Genomic DNA, 13880 nt, shown 5'->3' with positions numbered 1-13880 from the left:
TTTCCCTGTTAAAAAAACGAGGCGATTTTCTGCTTGCCATAGTGCCATTGAATGGCATCCGGAATTGACATCTTGTCTCACATTTTCAAAATAATCCTGGGGATTGGCGCGCCACGCTGCGTAGCCTGAAAAAAATTTCCTTATTGCAACCCGAATGGTGCTGCAAATATCAATACTGCCAGCGCGCCTGCAGGCTGCCGGTCTGCGCCTTGTAGCCGCCGCCGGATTCCAGCGTGTACCGGGCGGTCAGATTCAGCTGCTTTCCCTGCAGTAGCGTCATCCCGAGCGTGAGCACGCCGATATCGGCAACCGGCGCGGCGCCTTGCGTGACAAAAGCCGTTGAGCCGGTACTGTCGGCGGCAAAACTGGCGCCGGCATGTGTCCGGCCACCCCGGTACTCGTGCCGCCAGCCGAGTTGCAGCGACGGCGCCAGTTTGCCGGACGAGGTCTCGAAACCGCGCTCCAGCTTGGCTCCCAGTTCGCTCTTGAGCGAATTGACCGACGATGCGTCGACCTTCAACGCTGCGCCGTTGCCGCCGGTTTCGACATAGCCATCCTGACGCAGCGTGCTGTAGCTCAAGCCGGCAATCGGCGTCAGGGTAGCGTCCGATAGCCAGGCATCCAGGGCGAGCGGATAGCCGGCCTGCACCGAAGTCATGTATTGACGGCCATTGAAGCTGCCGCTGGCGACGCCGTTGAAGCCGGTGTAATTGATGACGCGCGTGGTGCTGTACTGCTGATGGGCAAAACCGGCCTGCGTGTTGACGTACCACGGCGAGCCGCTGTAGCTGGCGTACGCAGTCACTCCGTAGTTGTTGATATTGACCGAACTGCCGGTATTGTCGCCGTCGCTGGCCAGCGAGGTCTTGGCGGCATTGACCAGCGCACCGATGCGCAGCGTATCGCTGACCATGCTGTCGCCGCCGATCAGCAAGCCGCGGTAATTGGCGTGATATCCCGAGATGTTGTCGCGCAGCCCCTGTGAAGCGCCGCCGCCGAACACTTGCCCCCACAGCGTAAAGTCGCGAACGGCCTCGCCGGTGGCGACGCCGCTATTGCTGCTATTGCCGTTGCCCTGGGCCACGCGCAAGCCGTCCATGTGATCATTCGCCACGTTGCCGATGACCTGGTTGAGTACTCCCTGGGCATCGTTGGCGGCGCCCTTGATCGACGCGGGGCTCAACATCTCGCCCGCCTTGTTGGCGGCATCCGCCGTATCCAGTGCCGCCGCCGGATTGAACAAGGCCAACAGGGACGTATTCGTCCCGCTGTAATTGAACAGTCCGTGCAACGAGGACGCCGCATCGTCGTTGGTGGCGCTGTTGACGGGGACGCTGCCGCCGCTGCCCAGCCCGAAGCGCCCCAGCGTCAGCACCAGCGAATTGTCCTGGACCGCGCCGCTGACACTGAAACCGGGCGCCGAATAGGTGACGCCATTGACGGTCACGGTCCCGCTTGCGGTGACCACGACGTAGCGCTGGCCTTGGGCAAAATGGTAGTTGAGCGGCTTGAGGCTGATGGTGGAGCCGGCGGCGAAGGTCGCGTTGCCATTCACCAGCACACTGCCGAAACCGTACGAATCGCCGCCGCCGAAAATCAGCGTCGCGCCCGCATTCTGAACAAAGTTGCCGTAGATGGCGATCGGATTATTGATTTGCAACGTGGCGGCGTTGGTGACGGTACCCGACCCAGCGTCAATGATGTCGTTGAGCAGATGATTGCCGCTGGCGAAGATAACGCCCGCTTCGCTGTTGATGCGACCCACCTCGCGGCCGTCGCGGGAGTTTCCCGTCAACGTACCGACACTGGCGCCGGTGCCGCCGTTGATGGTGAGCGGCGCTGCCGAACTGTTGAGTATGGCGCCGTAAATCGTGCCGGAATTGGTAAACGACGTCAGCGTGCTGCCCGGCGCCAGATAGAGCGCCGTGGTTCCCCGGAGCTCGCCGCTGTTGTTCAGATTGCCGATGGTGCCGCTGTTGGAGATGCCGGTGCTGCCGAAGCTGGCAAAGACATAGTCGCCGCTGATGCTGCCGCTGTTGGTGATGCTGCCGATCGACCCGGTGTTGAGGATGGCGGTACTTCTTCCATACGTGGCGAGGGTGCCGCTGTTGTCCACGCTGCCGATCGTACCGCCGTTGGCGATGACGCCAAGGCGCGCGACGACGGTGCCGCTATTGGTTACGCTGGTGATCGCGCCGGAACCGTTGTCGAGCCACAGGGAGCTGGAGTTGACGTTGCCCGCATTGCCGACGTTCTGGGCGCGCCCCTCGCTCATCGTCGCGAGCGCCGCTGACAATGCCAGCGCCAGGAGTGTCAGCGGTTTCAGGAGCGTCAGACGCCCGCTGCTGACCGCCTGCCGCCGTTGTTCTTGTTTGCTCATGCTGCCCGCTGGTTCCTTGTACGACGTGTCTGGTGATTTTGTCGTCAGGATAATGGATGTTTCTTCACGGGCTTGACCGCCTGTCTCACTTTCCGTTTATTTTTTTAAAAGCCGGCAATTGGGCGGGATCTGCCGAAGCCGATCAGTCTCCATTTCCGGTCCCGACAAGTCAATCGGCTTGCGCCGCGGCGCTGTAGCACGTTTGCGCTACAGACCAATCGGCATTTTTTGTGGTGTGACGGCGGCAGTTCAGCTATACAGCCACTTCTGCGCCAGTTTGGAATAGCGCGGCATGATCACGTAAGTCATCAGGCCGACGATGATTGCCGCCACAATCAGGCGGCTGAGAAGGTGGTGCTGCAGCACCGGCGCCGCGTCGAACAGCGGCGCCAGGATCCACGGCAGGATCAGCGTCAGCGGGTAGATGACGGAGAGCGTCAGCAGGAATTGCTTGTACGGCTTGGCGCGCTTCTGCGCTTGTCCCTGCGGCGTGAACCAGAATTCCATGCCGGTGACGGTGTCGATTTTTTCTTCCTGTTCGAGCATCGGCAACACGTCGCTGATCAGTTCGCGCCGGGCGGCGGAGCCTAGCCATTGCTCGGCATATTCCAGGCTGTCGAAACGCAGCGTGATGGTATAGCGGTTGCCGCCGTCGGAGGGCTTGATCACGTTGACGCCGCGATGGCCCGGCGCGCATGCACCGCGCGGCACGATGTGCTTCAGCCATTCCTCATACCTGGCATGGGCGCCGGCGCGGATGTCGTGCTGGATCACGATGGTGACCATATCGGGTTGCGGCTTGTTGTTCATATTGTGTGCTTTCGATCCTGAGTGAGCGTATTTTAAGGGAAAGCCTCGCCAATGCATGCGAAAAGCCCGGTCTCGCCGGGCTTTTTCTTTTTGCCGTCAGGAGTGGATCAAGCCACGTTCAGCGCTTGCTCTTCGTCGTTTTGGCGGTCTTGGCCTTCCCCCCGCCCTTCTCTTTTTCAAACAATTCAAAGTACTCTGACGCCATCTTCCTGATCGCGCGCCCGATGTTGGCGTAATCGTACTCGTTGAGGTTGGCGAGCGAGACACGACCGGATGGATGCGCGGCGCCGAAGCCTCGTCCCGGCAGCAGGATGACGCCGGTTTCCTCGGCTAGCCGGAACAGCGCCTCATTCGGTTTCAGACGCTTCAGCAGCCATTTTGAAAACTCGACGCCATGCATTTGCGCGGACAGCGATTCCATGTCCAGCAAATGGTAGTAGCGCACCGAGTTGGGATCGTGAGGCATGGGCAGGCCGAGCTCGCGATACAGCGCTTCCTTGCGACGCAGGACGATGCGCTTCATGGAGGCCTTGTAGCTGCCCGCTTCGTCCATCAGCGAGAACAGCGAGAACAGGCTCATCTGTGCCTGGATCGGCGTCGACAAGCCGGCGGTGTGGTTCAGTGCCACGGTGCGGCTGTCGGCCACCAGCCGGTCGATGAACTTGATCGTGCGCGGCGCGGTGGTGATGGAGCTGTAACGCTCGTCGAGCTGGCGAGCGGTCTTTTCCGGCAATTTTGAAATCAGCTCGTCGATGACGTTGTGCTTGTGCGTGGCGACCACGCCCATGCGCCAGCCGGTCGCACCGAAGTATTTGGAAAACGAATACACCAGGATGGTGTTGTATGGGCAGATTGCAAACAGCGAGGTGAAGTTGTCGGCAAAGGTGGCGTAGACGTCATCGGTGAGGATGATCAGGTCCGGCCGCTTCTTGACGATCTCGGCGATGTAGGCCAGCGTCTTGTCGTCGATCTTGACCGAAGGCGGATTGCTCGGGTTGACCAGGAAGAAGGCTTTGACCTTGGGATCGAGCAGCTTGTCGAGTTCCTTTTTGGTGTACTGCCAGTTGTTCGATTGCGGTGCGTCGATGACCAGCTCGACCAGGTTGAATTCTGCCAGATGCGGGATCTCGATATACGGCGTGAAGATCGGCATGCCCAGCGCGATGGTATCGCCTTCCTTGATGACGTGATTGGCCTTCAGGCTGCCGAACAGGTAGGTCATCGCGGCGGTGCCGCCCTCCACTGCATACATGTCGAAATGGCCGACGAAGGGATGCGTGCCGATCATCTCCTTGTGCAGATAGTTGCCGACGATGCGCTCGGTCATGCGCAGCATGCGGTCCGGCACCGGATAGTTGCAGCCGAGGATGGCTTCGCACATCTCATAGATGAAGTCGCCGGCCGACATGCCCAGCTGGTCCCGGACATACGAAACCGCTGCTTCGATGAACCGGATGCCGGGCACGCCGGCGTGGTTCTTGGCGAACAGTTCGAAGCGCGCCTCGATGCCGTCGCGCTGCGGGAAGCCGCCCACGCCGTCCATATAGATATAGGAACGTTCGGCCTCGCTCATGGCGAACAGGCCGAACTGGAAGAAGCCATGGCGCGGCGTGGTGGCCAGGAAATTGGGATTGCCGCGGCCGGCGTTGAGCATGAGTTTGTTATTCTTCAGCGCGCTCTGTATGAGTGCGTCCTTGAGCTCGAAGGGGCTTAGCAGGGCGAGTTTTTCCGGGTCGCTGAAATCCATGGTGTTGCTCCTTTATTGATGAACATGCAAAGTAAAAATGAATCGTTCCGCTCTTCCGTTATGGCGCTACACCAGTGCCACGATCAGCGGCCCCAGCAAGGTCAGGAAAACGTTGGCCAGCGCATAGGTGATCGCGAAGGGAACCGTGGGAATGGCGTTTTCGGCCTTGTCGAGCACTTCACCGAAGGCCGGATTGGCGCTGCGTGAACCGCTCAGCGCACCTGCAAAAACAGCCGTGTTTTCATAGCGCAAAACATAGCGGCCGATCAGCATGGTCAACACCAGCGGCAAGATCGTGACGACCACGCCGACGCCGAACAGGGTCAGTCCCTGTGCCTTGACGGTCTGCACCGCCTGCAGGCCGGACGACAAACCGACCACGACGACAAAGCCGGCCAGCCCGAGGTCCTTCAATATCTGCACCGCAGCGCCGGGCATCGCACCGAAGGTCTGGCGCTTGGCGCGCAGCCAGCCGAACAGCAGGCCCGACAGCAGCGCCCCGCCGCCGCTGCCCAGCGTCAGCGGGATCGAACCGACGCGCGCCGTCAGCAGCCCGACCAGCAAACCCACCACCAGGCCGGCGCCGAGATAGACGAAGTCGGTCTTGGCGCTCGGCACGATCACGTAGCCGATCAGCGAGGAGACGCGCTTGACGTCCTGCTCGGAACCGAATACCGACACCACGTCGCCGATCTGTACGATGGTTTTTTCCTGCATCGGCAGGACCTTTCCCATGCGCATCAGCTGCACGACATAGATGCCGTGGCGCACCTGCTGCGAGGTGTTGGTGCGGATATCGGCGATCGTGCGATTTTGATATTCCTTGTTGGAGAGCACGATGTCGCGCCGTTCCATGGTCAGTTCCATGCCTTCGACGGCGTACAGCTCCTTGCTGAAAACCGGTGCGATACTGACCATCGCCTGCCGCCGCCCGACCGCCAGCACGATGTCGTCCGCTTGCAGTTCCAGTTCGGGCGTGACTTCGATGATCTTGCCGGCGCGCTTGACGCGTTCGATGGTGATGCCATGGGCGGCGTGCTCATGTTCGAGCTTGTTGACGGTGAGGCCGGCGGCGCCTGTGCCGCCGCCGATCTGGTAGATCCGTCCGACCAGGTCCGGCGCGGCGTCCAGCTGGCCCGGCGCCAGCACCTGCACGCCCTGCTGCATGGCGGCTTCGGCGCGTACGGCGTCTTCCTTGATGCTGCGCCCCATCAGCCTCGGCAACAGGTTCACGCACACCAGGATCGCACCGAACGAACCGAACACATAGGTCACGGCGTACCCGACTGCGACATTGCCCTGCAGGCGCTTGACTTCATCGGCTGCCAGCCCCAGCTTGGTGATGGCGTCGCCGGCGGTGCCGATGATCGCCGATTGCGTCAGGCCGCCGGCGGCGACTCCTGCCGCCAGTCCCTTGTCCAGCCCGAACAGTTTGGCCATGATGACCACGGTTGCGAGGCCGGTGATGGCGAGCACGGCGGCCAGGATGATTTCGCGTATCGATTGCTTGCCCAGCGAGTTGAAGAATTGCGGGCCGCTCTCATAGCCGACCGCGTAGATGAAGAGCGCGAACAGCACCGACTTCACGCCGGGGTCGACGGTCACGCCGACCTGGCTGACCAATACCGCCACCAGCAACGAGCCGGCGACGCCGCCGAGCTGGAATTTGCCGAACTGGATCTTGCCAACGTAGTAGCCGACCGCCAGCGAGAGAAACAATGCGATCTCGGGAGAGCGCGCGAACAAGTGATGCAGCCATTCCATGATGTTCACCTTTCAGTGCGAAGAGCGTGTTAAACGAAGACAAATGCCGATACGGCACTTTGCGCAAGCGCATGGGCGCGATGCCGCAAAAACCTGCCGATGTATCGGTGGATAGCGATGCAAGATGCCGTGTGACGGACCGGAGATTTTCCGGAGCCGACCACGGCACCGGAGATGAAGATGAATAGTGTGAAACAACCAGAAACTGCAGTCAGCATAAGCGCCCCATGACAAGATGTTGTTCGCATCGACGACCGTTGCCGGTCTCGATGCGTTGACTTGCAGTGATGGTGTCCGCGTTACTTGCTAGGGCAGGTAGATCAAAGGTGCCGGATGAGATCCCTGACTCATCCAAGAAAATATTGCCGCATGGCTATGTGGAGTCGCTAGGATGCGCGATAAAAAGATCGTCGTCAATGCGCTGGATCAATGTTTGATGCGTGATACGCGGCATCACGAAATTCGAGACTCGCTCAATCGATTTACGAGACGTGTTGGCGAATCACTTTCGCCAGCTTGTCGAAAGCCGGACCGATCGCCTCGTCCGGCACACTGGCGTATCCGAGCAGGAGCCCGCTGCGCGCGGTCTTGGGTGACATGTAGTAGGTCGACAGGGGCCGCACGATGATGCCTTCCTTGCGCGCGTCTTCGCATACCAGCTTGTCATTGCATTCGGGCGGCAGCGAGACGGTGAGGTGCAAACCGGCTTCACCGCCGGTGATGTTCATCTCGTCGCCGAAGTTGCGATGGATCGCTTGCTGCAGCAGGCGCAGTCGTTCGGCGTACAGCACGCGCATCTTGCGAATGTGCGACGAAAAATGCCCTTCCGCCATGAAGTCGGCCAGTGTCGCCTGCAGGAATACCTGGCCGGACCGGTAGAGTTCGGCCATGCCCGTGCTGAACGCCGGCGCCAGCGCCTCCGGCACCACCAGAAAACCGATGCGCAATCCCGGAAACATGATCTTGCTGAAGGTGCCCATGTAGAGCACGCGGTTGTGCGTGTCCATGCCCTGCAGCGACGCCAGCGGACGGCCGCCGTAGCGGAACTCGCTGTCGTAGTCGTCTTCGATGATCCAGACTTTGTGCGCGGCGGCGTACTCCAGCAGCATGCGCCGGCGCGACAGGCTCATGACCATGCCGAGCGGATATTGATGCGAGGGTGTGGTGCAGATGAAGCGCGGCGGACGGCGCAGGTTGGCCAGGCGCATGCGCATGCCTTCCTGGTCGACCGGGATCGGTACGGATTCGATGCCGAGCGAGTTCAACACGCTGCGCGTACCCCAGTAGCACGGGTCTTCGATCCAGGCGGCGTCGCCGTGTTCGCCCAGCAGTTTGACGACGGTGTCGAGCGATTGATGGATGCCGGTGGTGATCAGGACCTGGCCGGCATTGCAGTTGACCGAGCGCGAGATGCGCAGGTACTCGGCGATGGCTTCCCGCAGCGGCGCATAGCCGGCACCCGGGCCGTATGTCAGCATCTCTGCCTGCGAGCGGCGCCAGTGCTTGTTTTGCAGGCGGCTCCAGACCTTGCTGGGGAATTCGGTGACGTCGGGAATGCCCGGCATGAAAGCGCCCCACTGCTTGTCGCTGACGCCGGCCTGACGCGTGAGCATGGCGCCGCGTGCAGACAGTTCGGACTTGCCGGAGGGATCGGTGAGCGGGACGTTGCGTTCGACCGTTTCCGGAATCTGGTCGGGCGCCGTGTCGGCGACGAAGGTGCCGGCGCCGGCGCGGCTTTCGAGGTAGCCCTCGGCCAGCAATTGCTCGTAAGCGTAAGTGACCGTGTTGCGCGACAGGCCGAGTTCGCCGGCAAGGTCGCGCGAGGATGGCAACTGCAGGCCGACCGGCAGCGTTTGTGCAAGGATCGCTTCTCGGATCAGCTGATAAATCTGACGATTGACGGGCGTGCGCGGGATGCGAGCACTTTCCTGGCTTGCAGGAGCGCGATTGACGCGTAGCAGCAAATAATCCGACAAGGAGGCGATGCGCAAAGTGGCTCCATCAAATATTCTCAATTGGCTCTATATTACAGGTCCATTGCAGATTTAGTATTGCTCCAACCCAGATTTTTCCAAAGCGGATACCGGAGCAAGCAATGACATCCAATGCACTCAAGAGCGTCGCCCCCATCACATCAATTAACGCTGCCATTTCGGCGAACGTCCCCTCCAACGCTGAACTGCAAGCCCGCAAGAACGCCGCCACCCCGCGCGGCGTCGGCGTGATGTGCGACTTCTATGCCGAACGCGCCCTGAATGCGGAACTGTGGGACGTCGAAGGACGCCGCTACATCGACTTCGCCGCCGGCATTGCGGTATTGAATACCGGCCATCGCCATCCCAGACTGATGGAAGCGATCCGCGCCCAGATGGAACGCTTCACCCATACGGCCTACCAGATCGTTCCCTATGCGAGCTATGTCGAGCTGGCCGAGCGCATCAACGCCATCACGCCGGGCGAGCACGCCAAGAAGACCGCGCTGTTCAGCACCGGCGCCGAGGCGGTGGAAAACGCCATCAAGATTGCCCGCGCCGCGACCGGCCGCGCCGCCGTCATCGCCTTTTCCGGTGGATTCCATGGCCGCACGATGATGGGCATGGCGCTGACCGGCAAGGTTGCGCCTTACAAGCTGGGCTTCGGTCCTTTCCCCGGCGAGGTGTATCACGCGCCCTTCCCGACGGCGCTGCACGGCGTGAGCAGCGACGATGCGCTGGCGGCCGTCAACGGCTTGTTCAAGAGCGATGTCGACCCGAAGCGCGTGGCAGCCATCATCCTCGAACCTGTGCAAGGCGAAGGCGGCTTCTACGCAGCACCGGCCGATTTCATGCGCGGCCTGCGCAAAATCTGCGACGAGCACGGCATCCTGCTGATCGCCGATGAAGTGCAGACCGGTTTCGCCCGCACCGGTAAATTATTTGCAATGGAACATTACGACGTCCTGCCCGACCTGATGACCATGGCCAAGAGCCTGGCGGGCGGCATGCCGCTGGCGGCGGTGTGCGGGCGCGCGGAAGTCATGGACGCCCCGGCGCCCGGCGGCCTGGGCGGCACCTATGCCGGCAATCCGTTGGCGGTTGCCTCGGCGCTGGCGGTGCTCGACGTGATCGCGGAAGAAAACCTTGTGGTGCGCGGCGCGCGCTTGGGTTCAGCGCTCAAGGACTTCCTGATCGGCCTGGGCGCCACCACCCCGGCCATCGGTGAAGTACGCGGCCTCGGCGCAATGGTCGCGGTGGAATTCGTCCAGCCCGGCAGCGACAAACCGGATGCGGAGTTCGCCAAGCGCGTGCAGGCCAATGCGCTGAAAAACGGTTTGCTGCTGCTGACCTGCGGCAGCTACGGCAACGTAATCCGCTTCTTGTTTCCGTTGACGATTCCGGATACCGTCATGGACGAAGCGCTGGTCATCCTGGAGAAGGCGATCCACGACACCCGCGCCTGATTTCGCTTTCGTCACGGCATCCGATCAAGGCAACGGAAACACAACCGGAAAGAGCAAGCATGAGAACAAATGCGATGGAGACAGCGCCGCAGCATCTGCAAGCGGCCGACACGCTGGTGCAGTTCTGCGGCGTCAAGAAAACCTACGACGGTGAAAACCTGATCGTCAAGAACCTCGACCTGGAGATTCGCCGCGGCGAGTTCCTGACCTTGCTGGGGCCGTCCGGCTCGGGCAAGACCACCTGCCTGATGATGCTGGCCGGCTTCGAGTATCCGACCAGCGGCGAGATCCGGCTGGACGGCCAGCTGCTCAACCGCGTGCCTCCGCACAAGCGCAACATCGGCATGGTGTTCCAGAACTACGCGCTGTTCCCGCACATGACGATTGCCCAGAACGTCGCCTATCCGCTCTCCGTGCGCAAGATGGACAGCGTCACGCGTGCGGCCAAGGTCAAGCAGGCGCTGGACATGGTGCAGATGGGCAAGTTCGGCGATCGCTATCCGACGCAGTTGTCGGGCGGCCAGCAGCAGCGCGTCGCCCTGGCGCGCACGCTGGTGTTCGATCCGCAACTGGTGCTGATGGATGAGCCGCTCGGTGCGCTCGACAAGCAATTGCGCGAGCACATGCAGCTGGAACTGAAGGCATTGCACAAGCACCTGGGCGTAACCTTCGTCTACGTGACCCACGACCAGAGCGAGGCCCTGACCATGTCGGACCGCGTCGCCGTGTTCGACCAGGGCGTGATCCAGCAACTGGCGCCGGTGGAAGACCTGTACGAATTTCCGGAAAACCTGTTTGTGGCCGGCTTCATCGGCGACAACAACCGTTTCAAGGCGAGCGTCGAAGCGATCAATGGCGAGCGTTGCACGATCCGCCTGCCTGACGGCGCAACACTCTCCGGGCTGAACGTGCATCGTGCGCAGGCCGGACAAGGCGTGGTTGCCTGCGTGCGCCCGGAGCGCATCCGCTTGCAGCCCTTGTCTTCGCAGGACGGCGGCAACCTGATCAAGGCTAGCGTCGCCGGCCTGATCTATTTCGGCGATCACGTGCGCGTGCGCTGCGTGGTCAGCGGACAGGACGATTGCTTCGTCAAGCTGTCGCTGAGCGACCCGGCGCTGGCCGACCTCGCCGAAGGCAGCAACGTCGGTCTGCAGATCGCACCTGAACGCCTGCGCGTATTTGCCTGAATTTCGTTTTTTCATTTTCGTCACCAAGAACCACAACCAAAGAGGAACACATGAAACGCCACACTCTCGCTCTGCTCTCCCCGCTTGCTTTAGGTCTGCTGTTCTCAGCCGGTATCAGCCAGGCAGCTGAACTGACCGTGGTCAATTTCGGCGGCGCCAATGCCAACGCGCAAAAGGTCGCCTACGTCGAACCGTTTCAGAAAAGCACCGGCACCAAGATAGTCACCGCCGAGTTCAACGGCGAGCTGGCCAAGGTCAAGGCCATGGTCGAAGCCAGGAAAGTCACCTGGGACGTGGTGGAAATCGATGGCGGCGACTTGGCGCGCGCCTGTGAAGACGGCTTGATCGAAAAGCTCGACCTGATCAAGACCATCAAGAAGGACGACTACATTCCGGAGTCGCTCAACAGTGAGTGCGGCATGGGCGCCTTCGTCTGGTCGACTGTACTGGCTTACAACGGCGACAAGCTCAAGACTGCGCCGCAAGGATGGGCGGACTTTTGGGATACCAAGAAATTTCCCGGCAAGCGCGCCATGAAGAAAGGCGCCCAGTACACCCTGGAGTTCGCCTTGATGGCCGACGGCGTGGCGACCAAGGACGTCTACAAGGTGCTGAGCACCAAGGGCGGCGTGGATCGCGCCTTCAAGAAGCTCGACCAGCTCAAGCCGAATATCCAGTGGTGGGAAGCAGGTGCATTGCCGGCGCAGTTCCTGGTGTCCGGCGACGTCGTGATGTCGACCGCCTTCAACGGCCGCATCGACGCGGCGCAGCGCGAAGGCAAGAACCTCAAGGTGGTCTGGGCCGGCAGCGTCTATACCCTGGATTACTGGGTGATTCCAAAGGGTTCGCCGAACAAGGCGCTGGGAGAAAAATTCATCAGCTTTGCGACGACTGCCGAGAACCAGAAGGTCTATGCCAACAACATCGCCTATGGTCCGGTCAACAAGAACACGCTGAAACTGCTCAACGCGAAGACCTTGTCCAACTTGCCGACTTCCGCGGCCAACGCCAAGGATGCGATCCAGTTGAGCCAGCAATTCTGGACCGACCACGGCGAAGAGCTGGAACAACGCTTTGCCGCCTGGGTTGCCAAGTAAGGCCGACGCTCGCCGGCTAGTCACCTAGCCAGGATGCGCAGGCGACAGTTGTCTGCGCATCCGATTTCCGTTTTCCATTGTCAGGCAGCATTCAGAATCAAGAGTCACGATGAATACTCTCGCCACCAGTCCGAGCGCAGTCATGCCTACCGCTACAGACGCCGAAGCCAGGAATTCCATGCTTGCAGATCCGACGCCGCAGCAGCTCAAGCGCGATCTGCGCAAGGCGGAAACGCGAAAGCGTCTCGCCGCACTGGGACTGATTGCGCCGCTTGCCCTCTTTTTGCTGATGACCTTCGTGGCGCCGATCGTGGTGTTGCTGGTGCGCGCGGTGGAAAACCCCGAGATCGCTTCGACCTTGCCCAACACCATTACCGCGCTCGCCAAATGGGATCGCAAGAGCCCGCCGCCGGACCAGGCCTATGCCGCGATTGCAACCGACCTGCTGCAAGCGAAAAAAGACAGTACCGCCGGCCCGCTGGCCCGCCGCATCAATACCGAACTTTCCGGCGCGCGCTCGCTGATCATGGGAACCGCCCGCGCCTTGCCTTTGCACGATGCCGACGGCAAGGAGTTGCAACCGTCACAACCGGCGCAGGCTGCCCGGATCAGGGAAGCCATGATCGCGCTGAACCCGCAGTGGGCCGAGCTCGATAGCTGGCAAGTGATCGCCCGCAACGGCTCGATCTACTCTCCCTATTACCTGCTGGCCTCGCTGGATCTCAAGCAGAACGCCGTCGGCGACATCGTCCAGGTCGATCCGGACGCTTCCATCTACCGCGCCATCTTCGGCCGCACCTTGTGGATGAGTGCGGCCGTTACCTTGTTCACCCTGCTGCTGGCGTATCCGCTGGCCTACTGGCTCTCGACCATGCCTGAGCGCCGCGCCAACCTGCTGATGATCCTGGTGCTGATCCCGTTCTGGACCTCAATCCTGGTGCGCGTGGCGGCGTGGATCGTGCTGCTGCAATCCGAAGGGCTGGTCAACACCGCGCTGATGCTGAGCGGTGTGATCCATGCGCCGCTGGAACTGGTGTTCAACCGCATCGGCGTGTACATCTCGATGACGCACATCCTGCTGCCGTTCATGATCCTGCCGCTCTACAGCGTCATGAAATCGGTACCGCCGACTTATCTCAAGGCGGCCATTTCACTCGGCAGCCATCCGTTTGCGGCGTTCTGGCGCGTCTATGTCCCGCAGACCTATCCGGGCATCGGCGCCGGCGTGTTGCTGGTGTTCATCATGGCGGGCGGTTACTACATCACGCCGGCCCTGCTGGGCGGGCCGAATGAACAAATGGTGAGCTACTTCATCGCCTATTTCATCAATACCACCATCAACTGGGGCATGGCGTGCGCACTGGGCGGATTGCTGCTGACGGGAACGCTGATCCTGTACGGCGTCTACCGGCGCTTCGCCAGGATCGACGTCGGCATTGCCTAACAAGCACCGTCG

Annotated in this window: 9 protein-coding genes; 4 read left to right on the top strand and 5 right to left on the bottom strand. The window is 61.2% G+C overall.

Annotated elements, in window-relative coordinates:
- Positions 1–169 precede the first annotated feature (169 nt).
- The 5 genes from ACIROY_RS02735 to ACIROY_RS02715 form a co-directional block, all read right to left on the bottom strand.
- Positions 170–2380 carry an autotransporter domain-containing protein gene (locus ACIROY_RS02735; RefSeq protein ID WP_402339429.1) on the bottom strand — a complete coding sequence of 737 codons (2211 nt, stop codon included), beginning with the start codon at positions 2378–2380 and terminating at the stop codon, positions 170–172.
- 249 nt (positions 2381–2629) lie between these two features.
- Positions 2630–3190 (bottom strand): antibiotic biosynthesis monooxygenase, encoded by a 561-nt coding sequence (locus ACIROY_RS02730; RefSeq protein ID WP_402271459.1) that lies wholly within the window; start codon positions 3188–3190, stop codon positions 2630–2632.
- 118 nt (positions 3191–3308) lie between these two features.
- Complete coding sequence (locus tag ACIROY_RS02725) at positions 3309–4937, bottom strand: bifunctional aspartate transaminase/aspartate 4-decarboxylase (protein ID WP_402271460.1); 1629 nt, start codon at positions 4935–4937, stop codon at positions 3309–3311.
- Positions 4938–5003: 66 nt separating this feature from the next.
- Positions 5004–6701, bottom strand: coding sequence for an aspartate-alanine antiporter (gene aspT / locus ACIROY_RS02720; RefSeq protein ID WP_402339426.1), 1698 nt, complete (start codon positions 6699–6701; stop codon positions 5004–5006).
- A 482-nt stretch (positions 6702–7183) separates the two neighbouring features.
- A complete protein-coding gene (locus tag ACIROY_RS02715) occupies positions 7184–8692 on the bottom strand; it encodes a PLP-dependent aminotransferase family protein (protein ID WP_402339423.1) in 1509 nt (502 codons plus the stop codon).
- A gap of 104 nt (positions 8693–8796) precedes the next feature.
- Between ACIROY_RS02715 and gabT the strand changes: the two genes are divergently transcribed.
- From gabT to ACIROY_RS02695, 4 genes are all read left to right on the top strand, one after another.
- On the top strand, positions 8797–10140 hold the full coding sequence (gabT, locus tag ACIROY_RS02710) for a 4-aminobutyrate--2-oxoglutarate transaminase (protein WP_402339420.1): 1344 nt from the start codon (positions 8797–8799) through the stop codon (positions 10138–10140).
- A 59-nt stretch (positions 10141–10199) separates the two neighbouring features.
- Positions 10200–11327: an ABC transporter ATP-binding protein gene (locus ACIROY_RS02705; RefSeq protein ID WP_402339418.1), complete on the top strand. Its 1128-nt coding sequence runs from the start codon at positions 10200–10202 to the stop codon at positions 11325–11327.
- 50 nt (positions 11328–11377) lie between these two features.
- A complete protein-coding gene (locus tag ACIROY_RS02700) occupies positions 11378–12424 on the top strand; it encodes an ABC transporter substrate-binding protein (protein ID WP_402339415.1) in 1047 nt (348 codons plus the stop codon).
- A 109-nt stretch (positions 12425–12533) separates the two neighbouring features.
- A complete protein-coding gene (locus ACIROY_RS02695) occupies positions 12534–13868 on the top strand; it encodes an ABC transporter permease (protein WP_402339412.1) in 1335 nt (444 codons plus the stop codon).
- Positions 13869–13880: the final 12 nt, after the last annotated feature.

Source organism: Herbaspirillum sp. NPDC101396 (assembly GCF_044767365.1).
GTDB lineage: Bacteria > Pseudomonadota > Gammaproteobacteria > Burkholderiales > Burkholderiaceae_D > Herbaspirillum.
Note: the sequence above shows the minus strand (reverse complement) of the source record. Positions and strands in the feature narration are given on the sequence as shown.

What these genes read in the sequence shown, in the direction of transcription:
- ACIROY_RS02725 (WP_402271460.1), bottom strand. Translation starts at nt 4,937, where the DNA reads ATGGATTTCAGCGACCCGGAAAAACTCGCCCTGCTAAGCCCCTTCGAG.
- ACIROY_RS02695 (WP_402339412.1), top strand. Translation starts at nt 12,534, where the DNA reads ATGAATACTCTCGCCACCAGTCCGAGCGCAGTCATGCCTACCGCTACA.
- ACIROY_RS02700 (WP_402339415.1), top strand. Translation starts at nt 11,378, where the DNA reads ATGAAACGCCACACTCTCGCTCTGCTCTCCCCGCTTGCTTTAGGTCTG.
- ACIROY_RS02735 (WP_402339429.1), bottom strand. Translation starts at nt 2,380, where the DNA reads ATGAGCAAACAAGAACAACGGCGGCAGGCGGTCAGCAGCGGGCGTCTG.
- ACIROY_RS02705 (WP_402339418.1), top strand. Translation starts at nt 10,200, where the DNA reads ATGAGAACAAATGCGATGGAGACAGCGCCGCAGCATCTGCAAGCGGCC.
- aspT (WP_402339426.1), bottom strand. Translation starts at nt 6,701, where the DNA reads ATGGAATGGCTGCATCACTTGTTCGCGCGCTCTCCCGAGATCGCATTG.
- gabT (WP_402339420.1), top strand. Translation starts at nt 8,797, where the DNA reads ATGACATCCAATGCACTCAAGAGCGTCGCCCCCATCACATCAATTAAC.
- ACIROY_RS02730 (WP_402271459.1), bottom strand. Translation starts at nt 3,190, where the DNA reads ATGAACAACAAGCCGCAACCCGATATGGTCACCATCGTGATCCAGCAC.